We start from the raw sequence: 20,703 nt of genomic DNA, 5'->3' as shown, positions 1-20,703 counted from the left end.
AAGATCGTGGCGATCTGTCACGCCCGCACCTTTGCAGTGCGTGTTAGCCTAACCGGCTTTCGCTCACAACAAGACTGACCCTCAATGGAATGCAGCCTATGACCCGGACCTCATCCCCCCAGGCAGATGACCAGCATCTGCAGCGCAACCTGACCAACCGCCACATCCAGCTCATCGCCATCGGTGGCGCCATCGGCACCGGCCTGTTCATGGGCTCGGGCAAGACCATCAGCCTCGCGGGCCCGTCGATCATCTTCGTCTACATGATCATCGGCTTCATGCTGTTCTTCGTCATGCGTGCCATGGGCGAACTGTTGCTGTCGAATCTCAACTACAAGTCGTTCATCGATTTCTCCGCCGACCTGCTCGGCCCCTGGGCCGGCTACTTCACTGGCTGGACCTACTGGTTCTGCTGGGTCGTCACCGGCATCGCCGACGTGGTGGCGATCGCCGCCTATACACAGTTCTGGTTCCCCGACCTGCCGCAGTGGATACCGGCGCTGACCTGCGTGGCGGTGCTGCTGTCGCTGAACCTGGTCACGGTGAAACTGTTCGGCGAGATGGAATTCTGGTTCGCCCTGATCAAGATCGTCGCCATCCTCGGCCTGGTCGCCACCGGCCTGTACATGGTCATCACCGGCTTCCAGTCGCCGAGCGGCCACACGGCCAGCCTGGCCAACCTGTGGAATGACGGCGGCATGTTCCCCAATGGCCTGTTCGGCTTCTTCGCCGGGTTCCAGATCGCCGTGTTCGCCTTCGTCGGCATCGAGCTGGTAGGCACCACCGCCGCCGAAGCGAAGAACCCCGAGCGCACCCTGCCACGGGCGATCAACTCGATCCCGATCCGCATCATCGTGTTCTATGTGCTGGCGTTGATCGCGATCATGGCGGTTACACCCTGGCGCGACGTGGTCCCGGGCAAGAGCCCGTTCGTCGAACTGTTCGTGCTGGCCGGCCTGCCGGCAGCGGCAAGCATCATCAACTTCGTGGTGCTGACCTCGGCCGCTTCGTCGGCCAACAGCGGCGTGTTCTCCACCAGCCGCATGCTCTACGGCCTGGCCCAGGAAGGCGATGCACCGAAGGCCTTCGAAAAGCTCTCGCGGCGCGCCGTGCCGGCCAACGGCCTGTACTTCTCCTGCCTGTGCCTGCTGCTCGGCGCGGTGCTGATCTACCTGGTGCCGAACGTGATCGAAGCCTTCACCCTGGTGACCACGGTGTCGGCGGTGCTGTTCATGTTCGTCTGGACGCTGATCCTGCTGTCGTACCTGAGCTACCGCAAGCAGCGCGCTGCGCTGCACGAGAAGTCGATCTACAAGATGCCTGGCGGGCGCTTCATGTGCTACGTGTGCCTGGTGTTCTTCGCCGGCATCCTGGTGCTGCTGAGCCTGGAGGCCGACACCCGTTCGGCGCTGGTGGTCACGCCGATCTGGTTCCTGCTGCTGGCCGTTACCTACCAGTTCGTACGCAGCAAGCGCCAGCCACGGGCGGTGGTACGCGACAACTGATCTGCACAGGGCTGCTCTGCAGCCCTTTCGCGGGCAAACCCCGCTCTCGCAATCATGGTGTGTAGTTTCACGTCGCCCCAGCGCGCTGCGCAGAAACTGCTCACCCTCTGGCCCCAATCCTGTGCAGGCCAGTCACGCAAGCACCAACCTGGCCCTCATCCAAGCCCCGCATCGAAGCACAACCCTTCTAATCCGTAGCCTCGCGCACCACGGCACAGCCTTTGCAATCTCCCTTCTGCCAACACCACAACAACTCAGCGGAGAGAGCACATGAAGCGACGCAGTCTGATCAAGGCCTTCACCCTCAGCGCATCGATCGCGGCGATGGGTCTGAGCTGGAGCATCCAGGCGGCCGAGACCATCAAGGTCGGCATCCTGCATTCGCTGTCCGGGACCATGGCCATTTCCGAAACGTCGCTCAAGGACATGGCGCTGATGACCATCGACGAGATCAACGCCAAGGGCGGGGTCAATGGCAAGCTGCTCGAACCGGTGGTGGTCGACCCGGCTTCGAACTGGCCGCTGTTCGCCGAGAAGAGCCGCCAACTGCTGACTCAGGACAAGGTCGCGGTGGTGTTCGGTTGCTGGACCTCGGTGTCGCGCAAGTCGGTGCTGCCGGTGTTCGAGGAGCTCAACGGGCTGCTGTTCTACCCGGTGCAATATGAAGGCGAGGAGATGTCGCCGAACGTGTTCTACACCGGCGCTGCGCCCAACCAGCAGGCGATCCCGGCAGTGGAATACCTGATGAGCGAAGACGGCGGTGGTGCCAAGCTCTTCTTCCTGCTGGGCACCGACTACGTCTACCCGCGCACCACCAACAAGATCCTGCGCGCTTTCCTGCACAGCAAGGGCGTGGCCGACAAGGACATCGAAGAGGTCTACACGCCGTTCGGCCACGCCGACTACCAGACCATCGTCGCCAACATCAAGAAGTTCTCCGCAGGCGGCAAGACGGCGGTGATCTCCACCGTCAATGGCGACTCCAACGTGCCCTTCTACAAAGAGCTGGCCAACCAGGGCCTGAAGGCCACCGACGTGCCGGTGGTGGCCTTCTCGGTGGGTGAAGAGGAGCTGCGTGGCATCGACACCAAGCCGCTGGTCGGCCACTTGGCGGCGTGGAACTACTTCGAGTCGGTGGAAAACCCGGTCAACCAGAAGTTCGTCGCCGACTGGAAAGCCTACGCCAAAGCCAAGGGCCTGCCGGGCGCCGACAAGGCGGTGACCAACGACCCGATGGAGGCCACTTACGTCGGCATCCACATGTGGGCGCAGGCGGTCGAGAAAGCCAAGTCCACCGATGTCGACAAAGTGCGTGAGGCCTTGGCCGGGCAGAGCTTCCAGGCGCCGTCCGGCTTCACCCTGACCATGGACAAGACCAACCACCACCTGCACAAGCCGGTGATGATCGGCGAGATCCAGGAAGACGGGCAGTTCAGTGTGGTCTGGCAGACCGAGCAGCCGCTGCGTGCGCAGCCGTGGAGCCCGTTCATTCCGGGTAACGACAAGCGACCTGACTATGCGGTGAAAGGTAACTGAGTGCATGGGGCCGCTTTGCGGCCCATTCGCGGGCAAGTCGGGGCGCCGAACCGCCGCTCCCACAGATCCCGGGAACACCGTTGAACCTGTGGGAGCGGGCTTGCCCGCGAAGAATCCACCTCCGATTTCCAGGATTGCTCGCATGCTCAGACTCCTGCTCACCCTCCTCCTCCTGCTACCCCTAGCCACTCAGGCCAGCGAGGGCGAATTCTTCCTCGGCGCCAAGCCCGCGGAACAGGCAAGCCTGCTCGAAGGCTGGGCCGCACAACCCGAACCGGCCCGCCTGGCGCTGCTGGAAAACCTGCGCGAAGGGCGCATAGCCGAAGACGACACGCGCAAGGTGCGCCTGAACAATCGCCTGCGCGGCCTGATCGACAACGCCCTGGCCAGCCATCAACTGCTCAGCGCCGACAGCAACCTGCGTCTGGCCGCTGCACGGCAACTGCAAAAAAGCGCGCAACCGGCGCAGATGGCGCTGCTCGACCGCGCCTTCGCCAGTGAACCGGACGCCGCCGTGCACGCCGCCCTGGGCCTCGCCCTGGCCAACCTGCAACTGGGCGCCAGCGAACCTCGGGTACGCCTGGCCGCAGTGCGCCTGCTCGGGGAAACCGGCGACCCGCTGGCACGTACCCGTCTGGAAGCCCTGTTGCAGCCTGGCGCAGAACCCGACGCCGGGGTGCGCACCGCCGCCGAGACCAGCCTGGCCCAAGTCCAACGCAAGCTGCTGTTCGGTGAGATCCTCGGCCAGGCGTTCAGCGGTCTGTCGCTGGGTTCGATCCTGCTGCTGGCGGCCTTGGGCCTGGCGATCACCTTCGGCTTGCTCGGGGTGATCAACATGGCCCACGGCGAGATGCTGATGCTCGGCGCCTACAGCACCTACCTGGTGCAGGTGCTGCTGCAGCGCTACGCCCCCGGCGCCATCGAGTTCTACCCGCTGATCGCCCTGCCGGTGGCCTTCGCCGTCAGTGCCGGAGTCGGCATGGCACTGGAGCGCACGGTGATCCGCCATCTCTACGGCCGCCCGCTGGAAACCCTGCTGGCGACCTGGGGCATCAGCCTGATCCTGATCCAGGCGGTGCGCCTGCTGTTCGGCGCGCAGAACGTCGAGGTGAGCAACCCGGCGTGGTTGTCTGGCGGCATCCAGGTGCTGCCCAACCTGGTGCTGCCTTACAACCGCCTGGTGATCATCGGCTTCGCCCTGGCGGTGGTGCTGCTCACCTGGCTGCTGCTCAACCGCACACGGTTGGGGCTGAACGTGCGCGCGGTCACGCAGAACCGCAACATGGCGGCCTGCTGCGGTGTGTCCACCGGGCGCGTCGACATGCTCGCCTTCGGCCTGGGCTCGGGCATCGCCGGGCTGGGCGGGGTGGCCCTGAGCCAGGTCGGCAACGTCGGCCCTGACCTGGGCCAGAGCTACATCATCGACTCCTTCCTGGTGGTGGTGCTCGGCGGCGTCGGGCAACTGGCCGGCAGCCTCTGGGCGGCCTTCGGGCTGGGCATCGCCAACAAGCTGCTGGAACCGCAGATCGGTGCGGTACTCGGCAAGATCCTCATCCTTGCGCTGATCATTCTGTTCATTCAGAAACGCCCGCAAGGCCTGTTCGCCCTCAAGGGACGGGTAATCGACTGATGAACCAGCCACTGCTTGTCACTGCCACGCAAAAGGTCGGGCCACGCCTGTCACTGGCCATCGGCGCCATCGTCATCCTGGTGCTGCTGGCCCTGCCGCTGCTGTCGCTGCTGCCTGACGGCCATGCGCTGCAGGTCTCGGCCTACACCCTGACCCTGGTCGGCAAGATCCTTTGCTACGCCATCGTCGCCCTGGCCCTGGACCTGGTCTGGGGCTACGCCGGGCTGCTGTCGCTGGGCCACGGCCTGTTCTTCGCCCTCGGCGGCTATGCCATGGGCATGTACCTGATGCGCCAGGCGGCCGGCGACGGCCTGCCGGGCTTCATGACCTTCCTGTCGTGGAGCGAGCTGCCCTGGTACTGGGCCGGCACCCAGCACTTCGCCTGGGCGCTGTGCCTGGCGGTACTGGCGCCGGGGATGCTGGCACTGGTGTTCGGCTGGTTCGCCTTCCGCTCGCGGATCAAGGGCGTGTACTTCTCGATCATGACCCAGGCCCTGACCTTTGCCGGGATGCTGCTGTTCTTTCGCAATGAAACCGGGTTCGGCGGCAACAACGGCTTCACCAGCTTCCGCACCATCCTGGGCTTCGAGATCACTGCACCGGGCACCCGGGCGGTGCTGTTCCTGCTCACTGTCGCATTGCTGCTGGGCAGCCTGTACCTGTGCTGGTGGCTGACGCGCAGCAAGTTCGGGCGCCTGCTCACCGCGCTGCGCGACGCCGAGAACCGCCTGATGTTCTGCGGATACGATCCACGCGGCTTCAAGCTGCTGGTGTGGGTGCTCAGCGCCGTGCTGTGCGGCCTGGCCGGGGCGCTTTACGTGCCGCAGGTGGGCATCATCAACCCCAGCGAAATGTCGCCGACCAATTCCATCGAAGCCGCTGTCTGGGTTGCCCTGGGCGGGCGCGGCACGCTGATCGGCCCGCTGCTTGGCGCAGGCCTGGTCAATGGCATGAAGAGCTGGTTCACCGTGGCCTTCCCCGAGTTCTGGCTGTTCTTCCTCGGCGCGTTGTTCATCCTGGTCACCTTGTACCTGCCCAAGGGCGTGGTCGGGCTGCTGAAGAAAAGGAGCCAGCCATGAGAGGCATTCCTGCGGTTCACCCTGAATTCATGCTGGAGCCGGTCTTCGATCAGGTGGGCACCGGCCGCGACGCCATCGGCCTGGGCCAGCCGCGCAAAGCCGGGCTCGACACCCGCCACGGTACGGTCCTGAGCCTTGAAGACATCAGCGTCAGCTTCGACGGGTTCAAGGCGCTCAACGCGCTCAACCTGTACATCGGCGTTGGCGAACTGCGCTGCATCATCGGCCCCAACGGCGCCGGCAAGACCACGATGATGGACGTGATCACCGGCAAGACCCGCCCCGAGACCGGCAGTGCGTTCTTTGGCGATACCCTGGACCTGACCCGCATGAGCGAGTACCAGATCGCCCAGGCGGGCATCGGCCGCAAATTCCAGAAGCCCACGGTATTCGAGGCGCTGAGCGTGCATGAAAACCTCGAATTGGCGCTCAAGACCGACAAGTCGGTCTGGGCCAGCCTGGCGGCGCGCTTGAGCGGCGAGCAGCGTGACCGAATAGAGCACGTGCTGACGACCGTGCGCCTGAACAGCCTGGCCTCGCGCCAGGCCGGGCTGTTGTCACACGGCCAGAAGCAGTTCCTGGAGATTGCCATGCTGCTGGTGCAGGAGCCGCAGTTGCTGCTGCTCGACGAGCCGGTGGCGGGCATGACCGACGCCGAGACCGAGTTCACCGCCGAGCTGTTCAAGGGCCTGGCGGGTACGCATTCGCTGATGGTCGTGGAGCACGACATGGGTTTCGTGGGCAGCATTGCCGACCATGTGACGGTACTGCACCAGGGCTCGGTGCTGGCCGAGGGGTCGCTGGCACAGGTGCAGGCGGACGAGCGGGTGGTCGAGGTTTATCTCGGTCGCTGAACAGCGGGAATTGTGTCGGCCTTTTCGCGGGCAAGCCCGCTCCCACAGGGGGGCACACGATCCTTGTGGGAGCGGGCTTGCCCGCGAAAGGGCCGGTACAGATCAAACAGATTTGTCAGGAACCCAACATGCTCAAGATCGACACCCTGCACCAGTACTATGGCGGCAGCCACATCCTCCGAGGCCTGTCGTTCGAAGCCAGGATCGGCGAAGTCACCTGCCTGCTGGGCCGCAACGGCGTGGGCAAGACCACCCTGCTGCGCTGCCTGATGGGCCTGGTGCCAGCCCGCGAGGGCAGCATCGAGTGGGAGGGCAAGCCGATCACTGCGCTCAAGCCCCAGCAACGGGTGCATGCCGGTATCGCCTACGTGCCCCAGGGCCGCGAGATATTCCCGCGCCTGACCGTGGAGGAAAACCTGCTGATGGGCCTGTCGCGCTTCAGCGCCCGCGAGGCGCGGGAGGTGCCGGCATTCATCTACGAGCTGTTCCCGGTGCTCGAACAGATGAAGCAACGCCGTGGCGGCGACCTCTCCGGCGGCCAGCAGCAACAGCTGGCGATCGGTCGCGCCCTGGCCAGCCGCCCGCGCCTGCTGATCCTCGACGAACCTACCGAAGGCATCCAGCCGTCGGTGATCAAGGAAATCGGCGCGGTCATCCGCAGCCTGGCCCAGCGCGGCGACATGGCCATCCTGCTGGTCGAGCAGTTCTACGATTTTGCCGAAGAGCTGGCCGACCAGTACCTGGTCATGGCCCGCGGTGAAATCGTCCAGCGCGGCCGCGGCGAAAACATGCAGGCCGAAGGTGTACGTGGGCTGGTAACCATTTAATCTGCAGCATCGACTTCGCGAAGACACTGCCATGAGCTACCTGATCCGTGATGCCCTACCCGACGACGTGGCGGGCATCCTCGACATCTACAACGACGCCGTGCGCAACACCACGGCGATCTGGAACGAAACCCCGGTCGACCTGGCCAACCGCCAGGCCTGGTTCGCCGCCCGCGCCGAGCAGGGTTACCCCATCCTGGTCGCGGTCGACGCAACCGGCGTACTGGGCTACGCCTCGTTCGGCGACTGGCGGCCGTTCGAGGGTTTTCGCCTCACGGTCGAACACTCGGTGTACATCCGCGGCGACCAGCGCGGCAAGGGCCTGGGTCCGCTGCTGATGCAGGCGCTGGTCGAACGCGCCCGACAGTGCGGCAAGCACATGATGGTCGCGGCCATCGAGAGCGGCAACGCGGCCTCGATCCGTCTGCACGAGCGACTGGGTTTCATTACGACCGGGCAAATGGCCCAGGTCGGGGTGAAGTTCGGTCGCTGGCTCGACCTGACGTTCATGCAACTGGCGTTGGACGACAACCGCGAACCACCTCGAAAGGACTGATTCATGAACGCCGCACAGCTACAGCGCGTCACCCACGAGAGCCTGACCTACTACCGCGACAGCCTCGTGGCGCTGTTGCTCGATGCGGTACGCAATGGGGCTTCGGTGGGGTTTCTGGCGGACATCGACGAGGCCCAGGCGCTTGCGTATTTCGCTGAAGTTCGCAGCCGGCTTGTCAGCGGTGAGCAGTTGCTCTGGGTGATCGCCCAGGGGCAGGAGGTGCTGGCCAGCGTGCAGTTGGGGCTGTGCCTGAAACCCAACGGCCTGAACCGCGCCGAGGTGCAGAAGCTGCTGGTGCACAGCCGTGCCCGGCGGCGTGGGCTGGGGCAACAGTTGATAGCGGCGCTGGAGGCCGATGCCCGACGTCTGAAACGCGGGATGCTGTACCTGGACACCGAGGCAGGGTCGGGTGCCGAGGGGTTCTACCAGGCACTGGGGTATGACAAGGCCGGGGAGATCCCGGACTATGCCTGCGGCCCGGACGGTGTGTATCGGGCGACGGCGCTGTACTACAAGGTGCTGGCTGGCGCTTGAGAACACCGCAGTTCTACATCTGGGTGAACCGCCCCAAACGCTGCCTCAACATGCTGTTCTCACTGCGCAACTGCTGCACTTCCTGCAGCAACTCCAGCGCCAGCGCCACCCCTTCCCACTCCAGTTCCAGCTCCTGGTGCAGCTTTGCCGCACGCTTGGCCAGCAGCGGCGCCTGATCGTCGAATAACCAGTCCTCCGGGGTGCGCCCGGTGGGTTCGACAATGCCGTGCTCGACGATTTCGATCACGCAGTCGGCCGTGACATCGGCCTCCTGACACAAGGTTCGCATGTCCAGTTGAACGATCAGGGTGCTGCTCATGGTCACTTACTCCATTGTGTCCTCGGGTTGAACGCGGCCTTCTCGGAGAGTTTGGTCCAGAGTTCGCGAGTGGTCGCATCGGAGGTGCTCGGCATGACCACCTTGAGCTGGGCGTAGAGATCACCACGCTCGCCCTGCTTGTTCGCAAGGCCCATGCCCTTGACCCGCAGGCGCTGGCCGCTCTGGCTGTCGGGGCGGATGGTCAGGTTGATCTTGCCGGTCAGGGTCGGTACCGCCACCTTGGTGCCCAGCGCTGCCTCCCAGGGAGCCAGCGGCACGGTGATGATCAGGTCGTGGCCTTCGACATCGAACAGCGGGTGCGGCGCCATGCGGATGGTCAGGAACAGGTCGCCGTTGGCACCACCGCCGACACCCGGCGCGCCCTGGCCCTTGAGGCGAATGCGCTCGCCGTCGGTCACTCCGGCCGGGATCTTCACGTTCAGCGTCTTGGTGGTGAAACCGGTGCGCTGCCCGGCAGCGTTGGTCTGCGGCACCTGGAAGCTGATCTGCTTGGACTCCTTGCTCAGGGTCTCTTCGAGAAACACCGCCAGTTCCAGTTCCACGTCCTGCCCTCGCCTGCCGGCACTGCGCTGCTGGCCGCGAGCGCCGCCAAAGGGATTGCCGCCACGGGCACCGAAGATCGAGCTGAAGAAGTCGGAGAAGTCACCGCTCTCGAAGCCGCCGCCACCGCCGCGGCTTTCCCAGCCTGGCGGCGCCTGGAACGGCCGGCCATGCTGGCCGCCGTACTTGCGGATCTCGTCGAATTCAGCGCGTTTCTGCGCATCGCCCAGCACTTCGTAGGCCTCGTTGGCCTCTTTGAATTTCTCCTCGGCGTCACGCTCCTTGCTGACGTCGGGGTGATACTTGCGCGCCAGCTTGCGGTACGCGGCCTTGATCGCCTTCTCGTCCGCGCTGGGCTCGACGCCGAGTATCTTGTAATAGTCTTTGAAGTCCATCTAAGGATCACCAGTAGGAATTTTCGTGTTGCATCTGAAGATTGGGGTCAAGCATAGCCTTTCAAGGTTCGCTTGGGTTTGTCATATGGCAGACGATCGGTCTTGATTCTGTCGGCCACTGGCATAAACTGCGCGGCCGTTTGGCCTCCGGAAGCCCCTCCCCATGTCTGACCTATCCCCGGCTCGCGCCCTTGGCATCGACTTCGGCACCTCCAACTCAACAGTGGGTTGGCACCGTCCCGGCGTCGAATCGCTGATCGCCCTGGAAGAGGGCAAGATCACCCTGCCGTCGGTGGTGTTCTTCAACATCGAGGAGCGGCGCCCGGTGTATGGCCGTCTGGCCCTGCACGAGTACCTGGAAGGCTACGAAGGCCGCCTGATGCGCTCGCTCAAGAGCCTGCTGGGCTCCAAGCTGATCAAGCATGACACCAGCGTGCTCGGCAGCGCGCTGCCATTCAAGGACCTGCTGGGCATGTTCATCGGCGAACTGAAGAAGCGCGCCGAGGCCAATGCCGGGCGCAGCTTCGACCAGGTCGTGCTGGGCCGCCCGGTGTTCTTCGTCGACGAGGACCCGGCGGCCGACCAGGAGGCCGAGGATACCCTCGCCGAAGTCGCACGCAAGATCGGCTTCAAGGACGTGTCGTTCCAGTACGAACCGATCGCCGCAGCCTTCGACTACGAGTCGGGCATCAGCCGCGAAGAGCTGGTGCTCATCGTCGATATCGGCGGTGGTACTTCGGACTTTACCCTGATCCGCCTGTCGCCCGAACGGCACCTGGTCGATGAGCGCCAGGATGACATCCTCGCCACCGGCGGCGTGCACATCGGCGGTACCGACTTCGACAAGCAACTGAGCCTGCAAGGCGTGATGCCGCTGTTCGGCTATGGCAGCCGCATGAAGAGCGGCGCGCTGATGCCGACCAGCTACCACCTGAACCTGGCGACCTGGCACACCATCAACGCCCTGTACTCGCAGAAGTCGCAACTGGCCCTGGGCAGCATGCGCTACGACATCGAGGATGCACTGGGCATCGACCGCCTGTTCAACCTGATCGAACAGCGCGCCGGACACTGGCTGGCGATGGAAGTGGAGGCCAGCAAGATCGAGCTGACCGACCAGGACAGCCGGCGCATCGACCTGGGCCGGGTGGAGCCGGGCCTGGCGGCGGACCTGACCCGCGGCCTGTTCGAGGACGCCATCGACGGCCTGTTGCAGCGGGTCCGTGGCAGTGTCAGCGAGCTGCTGGCCAAGGCCGGGGTCAGTGAAGCGCAGGTGGATACGGTGTTCTTCACCGGGGGCTCGAGCGGCATTCCGGCGCTGCGCAACAGCGTTGCGGCGATGCTGCCCAATGCGCGGCATGTGGAAGGCAATATCTTTGGCAGCATTGGCAGCGGTCTGGCCATTGAGGCGCGCAAGCGGTACGGGACAATCTGATCCTTTGCCTGTGCTGGCCTCTTCGCGGGTAAACCCGCTCCCACAGGATTACCAATGCCTTGAAGGCAGCGGTCGACCTGTGGGAGCGGGTTTACCCGCGACAACCCCTCAGACCAGCTCCATCCGCCTCAGCTCACTCTTCAGGTAGGCATAGTAGATCGGCCCTGCCACCACCCCCGGCAAGCCGAACGCCGCTTCGAACACCAGCATCGCCAGCAACAGTTCCCACGACTTGGCACGGATCTGCCCACCGACGATCCGCGCGTTGAGGAAATACTCGACCTTGTGGATGACGATCAGGTAGCCCAGCGCCGCCGCCGCAACCCAGATCGACAACGACAGCCCGACGATGGTGATCAGGGTGTTGGACATCAGGTTGCCGATCACTGGCAGCAGCCCGAGCAGGAAGGTCAGTACGATCAGGGTCTTGGTCAGCGGCAGGTGCACGTCGAACAGCGGCAGCACCACGGCGAGGAAGATGCCGGTGAACGCGGTGTTGAGCAGCGAGATCTTGATCTGCGCGAAGACGATATTGCGAAACGCCTGCACCAGCAGGCTCAGGCGCTCGAACAGCGCGGCGGCCAGCGGCTTGCGTCGGGACAGGTCGGGCAGCCGCTGCAAGGCGATGATGGCGCCGAGGATCATGCCGATCAGCAGGGTCACGAACATGTGTGCCATGCCCTTGCCCACCAGTTGCAGGTCGCTCAGGTGGCTGCGGATCCAGTCGCCGATGGCCACCTTGAACTCTGCCGCGCTGGCCGGCAGGTAACCCTCGATGAACGGCGGCAGCTGCCCCCGGGCGCGCTCCACCAGGCCCATGAACTTGTCCAGCGAAGCGCCGGGGTTTTCGGCTTCGTGCAGCAGGAAGCTGAAAGCGCCGGCGATCAACAGCGTCAGCGTGCTCACCACCAGGGTGCCGAGCAGCGCCACCGCCAGCCAGCGCGCCCGTTGTCCGGCGATCAGTGGCTGCAAGCGTGGGGTGAGCATGTTCACCAGCTCGAACACCAGCAGGCCCGCGAGCAGGCTCGGCAGCAGCTTGAGGGGCAACGCAAGTAGCAGGCCGGCAACGACGATGATGCAGCTGGCCAGGGTGATCTGGCGGGGAGTGAAAGTCATACAGCCTCGGCGGCAGACAGCGGAAAGACCCGCAGTCTGCCAGCCTTCAGGCGCAAGGCATAGGCGCAGGTCACTTCTTCTTCAGGCATTCGCTCATGAATGCCTTGCGCTCGTCGCCCTTGAGCGCCGTGGCCTTCGGGTCGGCGTTACAGGCCTTCATGCGCTCCTGCGGCGTGGTCGGCTTGGCAGGCTCGGCTTTTTTCAGGCAGTTGCTCATGAACGCCTTGCGCTCGTCGCCCTTGAGGGCCTGAGTGGTAGCGTCGGCGTTACAGGTCTTCATCTTTTCCTGTTGCGGCGTAGCGGCGAATCCTTGCCCAGCGATCGACATCCCCAGTACCAGCAATGACACATGCAGCATCTTCATGGAGTGGTCTCCTTGTCCCGCGCAGGATGCACGGTCGTCGAGCTGAGTGTAGACAACAATTCCTACATCCCTGATCGCACGCGGCGCCGGTATTGCTCAGGCGTGCACCGAGCCTGGCGCTGGAACATGGCGATGAACGCCGAGGCACTGCTGTAGCCCAGGTCGAAGGCGATGCTCTGGATCGGCGTGCCGCTTTCCAGGGCTTCGATGGCGCGCAGAAAGCGCAGGCGCAAGCGCCACTCGCCAAAGCTCATGCCCAGCTCGCGGATGAACTGGCGGGCCAGGGTACGCTCGCTGACATGCACCTGCGCGGCCCAGTCACCGAGCGGTCGGTTGTCGCCGGGCTCGGCGTGCAGCGCCTCGAGCACCTGACGCAGGCCGTCGCTGCGGGCGAAAGGCAGGTAGCAGGTTTGCGTGGGTGCCAGCCGCAGTTGGTCGAGCAGCACCTGGACCAGGCGCTGGTCCCGTTCGTCCTGGGCGATCTTGAGATCGCGACGGGCAAAGTCGCCGAGGATCGCCTTGAGGATGTCGCTTATCGCCAGGCTGCAGGGCTGGGCCGGCAGATCGGCGCATAGGCTGCGGTCGAGGTAGACCGAGCGGAAGACGACGGCCTGCGGGTTGTAGCAACCGTGCTCATGATCAGGAGGAACCCAGACCGCGTGGTTTGGCGGCGAGATGAAACGCTGGCCGTCGACATCCAGATGCATGACGCCGTGGGCGGCATAGTTGAGCTGGCCCCACGGATGAAAGTGCGGGGCGCTGACCGTATCGGCGCCGAACTCGTCGTAGCGAAAGTACACCGGCGCCGGGAGCTCGGGGAAACGGGGATGGTCGAGGTATCTGGCGGACATGCTGTCTGCTTCACGGGGTGAGTTGTCTGGATGGGAGTATAGCCTTGTGGACAGACAGAGGATAATGGCGGGCATCTGCGGTGTTCTTTTCGCGGGCAAGTCGGAGCGCCGAACCGCCCCACAGAAGCGTCACACCGAAACAGCAATTCCCACGAGTCAAAGCCTCATGAACTACAGCTTCCCCGTCCTGGCGATTCTTATCTGGGCCGGCAACACCGTCGTCACCAAGATGTCCGCCGGGGCGATCTTTCCCGCCGAGATCGGCTTCTACCGCTGGCTGCTCGCAGGCCTGCTGTTCACCCCCTTCCTGCTGCCGCAGGTGTGGCGCAATCGCACAGCGATCCGCCCGCTCTTGGGCAAGCTATTCGTCCTAGGGGTACTGGGCATGGTCATGTACCAGAGCATGGCGTACTTCGCCGCCGGCATCACCAGCGCCACCAACATGGGCATCATCCTTTCGCTGATGCCACTGATGTCGCTGGCCCTGTCGATCGCCTGGCTCGGCCAGCGCCTGACCTACGGCGCCTCGCTCGGCGCCCTGGTGTCGTTCTTCGGCGTGCTGGAGGTGGTGTCCGCCGGCAATCCCGGCGCGCTGCTGCACCAAGGGCTCAATGGCGGTGACCTGCTGATGCTGGTCGCCACCTTCGCGTATGCCCTGTACAGCGTGCTGTTGAAGAAATGGCAATTGCGCCTGCCACAGATGCAACTGCTGTATCTGCAGATCTGGATGGCGATCCTGGTACTGCTGCCGATGTACCTGCGTCGGAGAAGACCGGGCTGACCGCGAACAACATCGGCCTGGTGCTGTATGCCTGTGTGCTGGCGTCGATGATCGCGCCGCAGTTCTGGATGCAGGCCGTGCACAGGCTCGGGCCGACCCGCACGACCCTGTTCTTCAACCTGTTGCCGGTGGTGACTGCCGTGATCGCTGCTGGCGTCCTGAACGAACAGTTGGCCAGCTATCACTTGTATGGCGGCCTGCTGACCCTGGCCGGGGTCGTCCTCGCCGAACGCTGGACCACTCCCGTGCGCCGCGCGCTTACAGCCCGGCAGCCTTGAGTCGGGCAGCGTGCTCGGTGAACAGGCGCACCGGGTCGGCGCCCTTGCCCACGGCACCGAACTGCTGGTTGACGATGTCCAGGTGATCGAGCGGGTAATCATCGCCGATCACCTGGCCCAGGTGCGAGCTGTAACGCCCGACCATGCCATCGCATTGGCCTTTTTCCCGAATGAAACTGCGGGCGAACAGCCGGCAGAAGCGGTTGCTGCCATCGAAGCGATTCCAACCCTTGTCGGTGCGCCCAGGCTGCAGGATGCCGGACCAGGAGTAGTAGCGCACGCCGTCGACCTCGGCAGCGCCCTCGCCGCCCCAGTGCTGCGGCAAGCCCTGTGGATAAGCCTGGTTGAACAGCGCCACGCCCGAACAGGTCAGCGACTGGTGCGAGGCGTGCACATCGATCGGCAACGGATCACGGCGCCAGCCGGTTTCCAGCCACACCAGCAGCAGCGCCAGGCCATGCAGTGCAGCCTTGAGCAGGCGCCCCCGTGGCGAATCGCCGGGGGCGCTGCGTTCAAGATGATCAGCCAGTTCCGAGCCGTGGTTGGGACCGGCAACAGAGGTGACCGACGCCACTCGCCCAGGCCTGCGCGCTGCGGCATAACGCGCGCTCAAAGCGCCCTGGCTGTGGCCGATGAGGTTGACCTTGTCTGCCCCGGTGCGCTGGCAGATGTCTTCGATGATCAACAGTAACTGCTCGCCACGCACCTCGCTGGAATGCAGCGGCGAGACCTGCACCGCGAACACCTGTGCCCCACCCCGGCGCAACGCCGGCACGATGCCAAACCAGTAGGGGTAGAGCAGCAAGCGCACGAAGCCGAGCATGCCCGGTACCAGCACCAGTGGGTAGCGTGTGGCCAGTTCGTTTGTCATCTGCCGTTCCTCTCCCTGAACCCTGCCCTTCTCAGGGTAGTCGCCGCTTCGCCTGATGAATCGAACTCTTGACGCGCCGTGCGGTTCCAACCTTGACAGCCACCCGCAACGGACCTTTCTGCAAGGAGCGGAACCATGAACAAAGCGATCCTGGCCATTCTTGTCGCAAGCACGACCCTCGCGGCCTGCGGCAGCCGTCCGGAAAACCCGGCGGACTACGTCACCTACCGCGACGAGCCGCTGGTCAAGCAGGTCGAGCACGGCATGACCACGCAAAAGGTCATCGCCATCAGCGGCAGCCCATCGAACATGAGCGACCTGCCCAACGGCGGGATCTGCAACGACTACATCCTCTACAAGGATGGCAAGCAACAGCCCTACTACGTGCGCTTCGACGCCAGCGGGCATGTCGACGCCAAGGGATTCAAGACCTGCAAACAGCGAGAAGAGGACCGCAAGGCCTTACCCGGCCAGTAAGCCCTCCCGCCCACTTACCCCCTGATCTGTATGGAGAGAATCATGAGCAACGTTGAACTGACCGATATCGACACTTTGCGCCAGCGCGCACGCCAGCATGTAGAGCAAGGCGCCGTCACCGAAGGCTACAACGCCGACCGCGAGACCATCATCCGCCTGCTCAACGAGTCTCTGGCCACCGAGCTGGTCTGCACCCTGCGCTACAAGCGCCACTACTTCATGGCCAGCGGTATCAAGGCCAGCGTCGCTGCCGAGGAGTTCCTCGAGCACGCGAACCAGGAATCCGAACACGCCGACAAGCTGGCCGAGCGTATCGTCCAGCTGGGCGGCGAGCCGGACTTCAACCCGGACAACCTGAGCAAGAACTCCCACGCGCAGTACGTGGCCGGCAGCAATCTCAAGGAGATGGTGCTCGAAGACCTGGTTGCCGAGCGTATCGCCATCGACAGCTACCGCGAGATCATCCAGTACATCGGTGACAAGGACCCGACCACCCGTCGCATCTTCGAAGACATCCTGGCCCAGGAGGAAGAGCACGCAGACGATATGTCGGACCTGCTGCAAGGGCTGTAGGAGCGGGCTTGCCCGCGAAGAGGCCGTCGCGGTGCCCGGCACCGCGACAAGCCCGCTCAACCCTCTCAGCGGAACCGCGCAAAGGCCCGCCACATCTCCCGGGCAAAGATCTGCGGCTGCTCGAACGCCGCGAAGTGCCCGCCGTGCTCGGCTTCATTCCAGTAGAACAGTTCAGCGTAGGCTTGCTCGGCCCACTTGCGCGGCGGCTGGAAGGTCTCGGCGGGGAACACCGTGGCCCCCATCGGCAACTGGATGCGCTCTGAAGACGCACGCACCGCCGAGAAGAAACTGCGGTCGCGAATGGTGCTGCCCACACCCTCCCAGTACAAGCGGGCGCTGGACGTACCGGTGCCGGTGAACCAGTACAGCGAGATGTCATCGAGCATCTGGTCGCGGCTCAGGGCATCTTCCGGGCGCCCCTTGTTATCGGTCCACTCCCAGAATTTCTCGTACATCCACATGGCCAGCGCCAGCGGCGAGTCGTTCAGTGCATAGCCGATGGTCTGCGGCCGGGTGTTCATCTGGTCGGCATAGCCGGACATCTGGTCCAGGTAATGATCCACGTCACTCAGCGCCCGCAGCTCGGCCTCGGTGGGATGCTCCGGTGCGTGCTCGGGCACCACCAGCAACAGGTTCACATGGGCGGCGAGCAAGCCCGCCGGCTGCTGACTGGCCAGTGCGTGGGTGATCGCCGAACCCCAATCACCGCCTTGGGCGACCCAGCGCGGGTACCCGAGCCTCTCGGTCATCAGCACGGCCCAGGCACGGGCAATCCGCTGTGGATTCCAGCCCTGCTCGGTGGGCTTTTCCGAGAAGCCATAGCCGGGAATCGACGGCACCACGACGTGGAAGGCGTCTTCGGCACGGCCGCCGAAGCGGGTCGGGTCGGTAAGGCGCTCGATGACGTCGAGAAACTCCACCACCGAACCCGGCCAGCCATGGGTGAGCAGGATCGGCATCGCCTGGGGATGCGGCGAGCGCGCATGGATGAAGTGAACAGCGACGCCGTCGATCTGTGTGTGGAACTGCTCGAAGCGGTTGATGCGAGCCTCGAACTGGCGCCAGTCATAGTGGTTGAGCCAATGGTCGATCAAGCCCTTGGCAGCCTCCAGGGGCACGCCCTGGGACCAGTCGGCGACCAGTTCCGGGTCGGGCCAGCGGATGGCGCGCAGGCGCTGGTGCAGGTCGTCGATTGCAGCCTGCGGGATATCGACCTTGAATGGCTCAAGGGTGGAAAGCGTGGACATGTTCAACTCCGGATGAAAACGAACCTGTAGCGGTCACTACAAACACTAAGTCGCACCTCCGAACACTGTCAACGAAAAACTTTAACGACTGCTACAAATGCGATAGAGTGCCGCCCATGACACGAAAAATCTCATTCGACTATCAGCAAGCCCTGGCCAGCGCCACGGACCTGTTCTGGAAAAACGGCTACGCCGCCACCGGCCTGCGCGATCTGCTCAAGGTCATGGGCATCGGCGAGGGCTCGTTCTACAACACCCTCAAGAGCAAGAAGCAGCTCTACCTGGCCTGCGTCGAGCGCTACAACGAAGAGGTGGTCGGCAAGCGCGAACAGGCTCTGTTGGCCGCACCGACTGCGGCCCTGGGCATCCGTGCGTTCTTCGCCGATGTGCTCGACAGCCTCGACAACCCACAAACACCCTCGCGCCTGTGCCTGCTGGCGGCGATGGAGACCGAGGAAGTGCTGGTCGACGACGAGCTGAGGTTACGCGCCGAGCAGGCGCTGGCGGACTTGAAAGCGATGTTCGCCGGGCGCCTGGCCGAGGACCGCGAGCGCGGGGAGTTGCCGGCGAGCCTGGACCCGCAATTGAATGCAGCGATCATCGCCACCTACCTCAAGGGGCTGTGGCGCATGGCGTTGGTGGAGTATGAGCGGCCGGCGTTCGAGCGGCAGGTCGATGCTTTCCTGACGGCGCTGGGGCTGTAGCCGGTTTATTTGGCTGGGCCGGCACTATCGCGGGACCAGTCGGGGCGCCGAACCGTCGCTCCCACAGGTTCACTGCTGCCCCTGACAGCGGTGAACCTGCGGGCTGGTCCCGCGATCATGGGCGTAGCCCGTGCCGCTCCCTCTACTTCTTCGGCTTCACCGCCGCAGGCGCCTTGCCGGCCTTCATCCGCTCCAGCAGCGGCGTGCACTGGTTGGGCACATCACCACTCGGGGCGATCAGCGCCAGCAACCCGGCAGCCGGCCCGATGGCCACACCCAGCGCTACCATCCCTGCGCCACGCAAGGCCAGCGGCACCGCCTGCACGCCAGCACTGGGCTTGGCGAACGGCCCACGCACATACAGCGGTGAGCGCAGCGAGAACAGGCGCAGCCCCTTGGATTCCGGAGTGACCTTCAGGTCCAGTTGCTCGCTGGCGAAATTCGCCGTGCCATCGATGTAGATGATCGCGTTCTCGGTGTCGAACACGAACAGCCGCGTGGTCGCCAGGCCATCCTTGATACCGACGTCGGCCGCCGCGCAGTTGATCTTCACATCCTCGTCGCCAAACAGCTTGTCGACCACGTAGTTGCCGACGTTGAGCCCGGCGATCTCCATCAGGCTGCGGCTGATCGCACCATCATTGATCAGCAGGCGCAGGTCGCCGTTGGAGGTGCCCAGCAACGCCGCCACAGAGTTGCCGCGACCGCTCAGGTCGGCGTCGCCGTTCAGCTCGCCGAAGCTGGTCTGCATCGGCGCAAAGGTGGGGAACAGCTCCTTGAGCTTGAAGCCGCGGGCAGTCAGGCGTGCCCGGCCCTGCATCGGCACCGAGCGGCCATCGAGGCGAATATTGGCATCGAGGTTGCCGCCGGCCACGCCAAAGCGCAGCGGGACCATACGCAGCAGACCGTCCTCGAGCACCACATGGGCAGACAGATCCTTGAACGGCAACTGCTCGCTATGCACGATGCGCTTGCCAGCGAACGTCACGTCGGCATCCATCGCCCGCCAGCGGTCGGTGCGGAACTCCTCTACCGGCAGCACCTTGCCGGTCGGCTGCTTGCTGGCACCACCACGGGCTTTCTGCTCGGCATTGGAATCGGCGCCGATCAGTGGCGCCAGGTCCTTGAACAGCAATTGATTGGAGACCAGGTTGCCGGAGAGCTTGGGGCGTGGCTGGCTGGCGACGAAGGCCAGGTCGCCATGGATGTCGCTGTCACCGATCTTGCCGTTGAAGCCTTCGTAGCGGAAACGCGCGCCCTGCGGATCATGCAGGTTGGCGCTGAGGTGGCCGTCGGTGGAGTACGCCGGGGTATCGGGCAGGGTCACACCGGTCAGCGGGTAGAGGTTGCCCAGGCTGCTGCCGGAAAGCTTCAGGCGCAGGTCCAGAGCGCCGAGGTTGCGTGGGTCGGTCAGGGTGCCGGCGACGGCTGCGCGGGTGTCACCTACGCGTGCATCGACCTGCAGCGGGAATGGCTGCCTGGCGTCCTGCAGTGCCAGCAGGCCGCCGATCTTGCCGGTCGCGGACACTGCCTGGCCCTTGTAGCGGCCTTCGGCCTTGAGCCCGAACGCGTAATCCTGCGCGCCACCGGCTTTTTCCGCGCTGGCCTTGCCGACGATCTCGCTGAACGGGATCGGCTTGCCCAGCGGGTCGATCTGCACCTTCATGTCGGTCTTCAGGGTCTGGTCGTCGAAGCGCACATTACCCTGGTCGAATCCGATCGCCCCGATATCGAGCACCCACCTGGAAGGTTCGGCGTTCTCGTCCTTGGGCCCGAAATCGAAAGTCCAGTTGGCGCGGCCGTCAGCCAGGCGCGTGAGGCTGGCGGTGGGATGAGTAAGGTCGATTCGGGGGATCGAGATCTGCTGGAACAACAGCGGCAGCGGCGACAGGCGAAACTCGACACGTTCCAGGCCGACCATCTGCGGCTCCTTGAGCCAGTCGGGATTGCCCAGGGTCAGGTCTTCGGCCACGAAGCGCGGCCAAGGCACCCAGGCGCGCCAGCCGCCCTCATCGGGCTCGCGCTGCCAGTGCACGGCGAGGTTGCCATTGATGGCGAACGGGCGGTGCAGCGCTTCGGAAACCTTCTCGTTGAGCAGCGGCTTGATACGGTTCCAGTCGAAGGTGGCAATCACCACCACCAGTATCGCCAGCAAGGCCGCGAGGCTGGCGAGGATCCAGGTGAAGATTCTGGCGGGGCGCGTCATTGCG

The 20,703-nt window shown here is 64.4% G+C and carries 20 protein-coding genes and 1 pseudogene; 13 read left to right on the top strand and 8 right to left on the bottom strand.

Annotated elements, in window-relative coordinates; translation table 11 throughout:
* Window positions 1-98 precede the first annotated feature (98 nt).
* The 8 genes from cycA (at window position 99) to APH44_RS22250 (ending at window position 8,521) form a co-directional block, all read left to right on the top strand.
* Window positions 99-1,505 carry a D-serine/D-alanine/glycine transporter gene (cycA, locus tag APH44_RS22285; RefSeq protein ID WP_054894575.1) on the top strand — a complete coding sequence of 469 codons (1,407 nt, stop codon included), beginning with the start codon at window positions 99-101 and terminating at the stop codon, window positions 1,503-1,505.
* A 270-nt stretch (window positions 1,506-1,775) separates the two neighbouring features.
* Window positions 1,776-3,041, top strand: coding sequence for an urea ABC transporter substrate-binding protein (gene urtA / locus APH44_RS22280; RefSeq protein WP_054894574.1), 1,266 nt, complete (start codon window positions 1,776-1,778; stop codon window positions 3,039-3,041).
* Window positions 3,042-3,183: 142 nt separating this feature from the next.
* Window positions 3,184-4,671: an urea ABC transporter permease subunit UrtB gene (gene urtB, locus APH44_RS22275; RefSeq protein WP_054894573.1), complete on the top strand. Its 1,488-nt coding sequence runs from the start codon at window positions 3,184-3,186 to the stop codon at window positions 4,669-4,671.
* Entirely contained in the window at window positions 4,671-5,750 is a 1,080-nt protein-coding gene (gene urtC, locus APH44_RS22270; RefSeq protein WP_054894572.1) for an urea ABC transporter permease subunit UrtC, read from the top strand. Before urtB ends, urtC begins: the two co-directional genes overlap by 1 nt.
* Entirely contained in the window at window positions 5,747-6,604 is an 858-nt protein-coding gene (gene urtD, locus APH44_RS22265) for an urea ABC transporter ATP-binding protein UrtD (protein ID WP_054894571.1), read from the top strand. Before urtC ends, urtD begins: the two co-directional genes overlap by 4 nt.
* Before the next feature lie 128 nt (window positions 6,605-6,732).
* The gene (urtE, locus tag APH44_RS22260) at window positions 6,733-7,431 is read left to right on the top strand and encodes an urea ABC transporter ATP-binding subunit UrtE (protein WP_054894570.1); all 699 of its coding nucleotides are present in this window, start codon (window positions 6,733-6,735) and stop codon (window positions 7,429-7,431) included.
* Window positions 7,432-7,462: 31 nt separating this feature from the next.
* Window positions 7,463-7,987 carry a GNAT family N-acetyltransferase gene (locus APH44_RS22255; RefSeq protein WP_054894569.1) on the top strand — a complete coding sequence of 175 codons (525 nt, stop codon included), beginning with the start codon at window positions 7,463-7,465 and terminating at the stop codon, window positions 7,985-7,987.
* Window positions 7,988-7,990: 3 nt separating this feature from the next.
* Entirely contained in the window at window positions 7,991-8,521 is a 531-nt protein-coding gene (locus APH44_RS22250) for a GNAT family N-acetyltransferase (protein WP_054894568.1), read from the top strand.
* 13 nt (window positions 8,522-8,534) lie between these two features.
* Here the strand turns inward: APH44_RS22250 and APH44_RS22245 are convergent, their stop codons facing one another.
* Together APH44_RS22245 and cbpA are read right to left on the bottom strand one after the other, a co-directional pair.
* Entirely contained in the window at window positions 8,535-8,840 is a 306-nt protein-coding gene (locus APH44_RS22245; protein WP_054894567.1) for a chaperone modulator CbpM, read from the bottom strand.
* A 2-nt stretch (window positions 8,841-8,842) separates the two neighbouring features.
* Window positions 8,843-9,796 (bottom strand): curved DNA-binding protein, encoded by a 954-nt coding sequence (gene cbpA, locus APH44_RS22240; RefSeq protein ID WP_054894566.1) that lies wholly within the window; start codon window positions 9,794-9,796, stop codon window positions 8,843-8,845.
* Between the two features lie 163 nt (window positions 9,797-9,959).
* Here cbpA and APH44_RS22235 point away from each other — a divergent pair, with 163 nt between their 5' ends.
* On the top strand, window positions 9,960-11,231 hold the full coding sequence (locus APH44_RS22235; protein ID WP_054894565.1) for an Hsp70 family protein: 1,272 nt from the start codon (window positions 9,960-9,962) through the stop codon (window positions 11,229-11,231).
* Window positions 11,232-11,339: 108 nt separating this feature from the next.
* On the opposite strand, the gene APH44_RS22230 is transcribed toward APH44_RS22235, so the two are convergent.
* The 3 genes from APH44_RS22230 to APH44_RS22220 form a co-directional block, all read right to left on the bottom strand.
* Entirely contained in the window at window positions 11,340-12,347 is a 1,008-nt protein-coding gene (locus tag APH44_RS22230; protein WP_054894564.1) for an AI-2E family transporter, read from the bottom strand.
* 70 nt (window positions 12,348-12,417) lie between these two features.
* Window positions 12,418-12,711, bottom strand: a complete 294-nt coding sequence (locus APH44_RS22225; protein ID WP_054894563.1) for a PsiF family protein — start codon at window positions 12,709-12,711, stop codon at window positions 12,418-12,420.
* Window positions 12,712-12,773: 62 nt separating this feature from the next.
* The gene (locus APH44_RS22220; RefSeq protein ID WP_054894562.1) at window positions 12,774-13,562 is read right to left on the bottom strand and encodes a helix-turn-helix domain-containing protein; all 789 of its coding nucleotides are present in this window, start codon (window positions 13,560-13,562) and stop codon (window positions 12,774-12,776) included.
* A gap of 166 nt (window positions 13,563-13,728) precedes the next feature.
* Here APH44_RS22220 and APH44_RS22215 point away from each other — a divergent pair.
* A pseudogene (locus tag APH44_RS22215) lies at window positions 13,729-14,621 on the top strand (DMT family transporter).
* On the opposite strand, the gene APH44_RS22210 reads toward APH44_RS22215, so the two are convergent.
* The gene (locus APH44_RS22210; protein WP_054894561.1) at window positions 14,602-15,492 is read right to left on the bottom strand and encodes a triacylglycerol lipase; all 891 of its coding nucleotides are present in this window, start codon (window positions 15,490-15,492) and stop codon (window positions 14,602-14,604) included. The pseudogene APH44_RS22215 and the gene APH44_RS22210 sit on opposite strands and share 20 nt — an antisense overlap.
* 135 nt (window positions 15,493-15,627) lie before the next feature.
* Here APH44_RS22210 and osmE point away from each other — a divergent pair, with 135 nt between their 5' ends.
* Complete coding sequence (gene osmE, locus APH44_RS22205) at window positions 15,628-15,969, top strand: osmotically-inducible lipoprotein OsmE (RefSeq protein WP_054894560.1); 342 nt, start codon at window positions 15,628-15,630, stop codon at window positions 15,967-15,969.
* A 42-nt stretch (window positions 15,970-16,011) separates the two neighbouring features.
* Window positions 16,012-16,542, top strand: coding sequence for a bacterioferritin (locus APH44_RS22200; protein WP_054894559.1), 531 nt, complete (start codon window positions 16,012-16,014; stop codon window positions 16,540-16,542).
* A 65-nt stretch (window positions 16,543-16,607) separates the two neighbouring features.
* Here APH44_RS22200 and APH44_RS22195 read toward each other — a convergent pair whose 3' ends face one another.
* On the bottom strand, window positions 16,608-17,789 hold the full coding sequence (locus tag APH44_RS22195) for an epoxide hydrolase family protein (protein ID WP_054894558.1): 1,182 nt from the start codon (window positions 17,787-17,789) through the stop codon (window positions 16,608-16,610).
* Window positions 17,790-17,905: 116 nt separating this feature from the next.
* Between APH44_RS22195 and APH44_RS22190 the strand changes: the two genes are divergently transcribed.
* Window positions 17,906-18,493 carry a TetR/AcrR family transcriptional regulator gene (locus APH44_RS22190; RefSeq protein WP_054894557.1) on the top strand — a complete coding sequence of 196 codons (588 nt, stop codon included), beginning with the start codon at window positions 17,906-17,908 and terminating at the stop codon, window positions 18,491-18,493.
* A gap of 142 nt (window positions 18,494-18,635) precedes the next feature.
* Here the strand turns inward: APH44_RS22190 and APH44_RS22185 are convergent, their stop codons facing one another.
* On the bottom strand, window positions 18,636-20,699 hold the full coding sequence (locus APH44_RS22185) for an AsmA family protein (RefSeq protein ID WP_054894556.1): 2,064 nt from the start codon (window positions 20,697-20,699) through the stop codon (window positions 18,636-18,638).
* Window positions 20,700-20,703 lie beyond the last annotated feature (4 nt).

Source organism: Pseudomonas sp. NBRC 111143, assembly GCF_001320965.1.
Taxonomy (GTDB): Bacteria; Pseudomonadota; Gammaproteobacteria; order Pseudomonadales; family Pseudomonadaceae; genus Aquipseudomonas; species Aquipseudomonas machongensis.
Note: the sequence above shows the minus strand (reverse complement) of the source record. Positions and strands in the feature narration are given on the sequence as shown.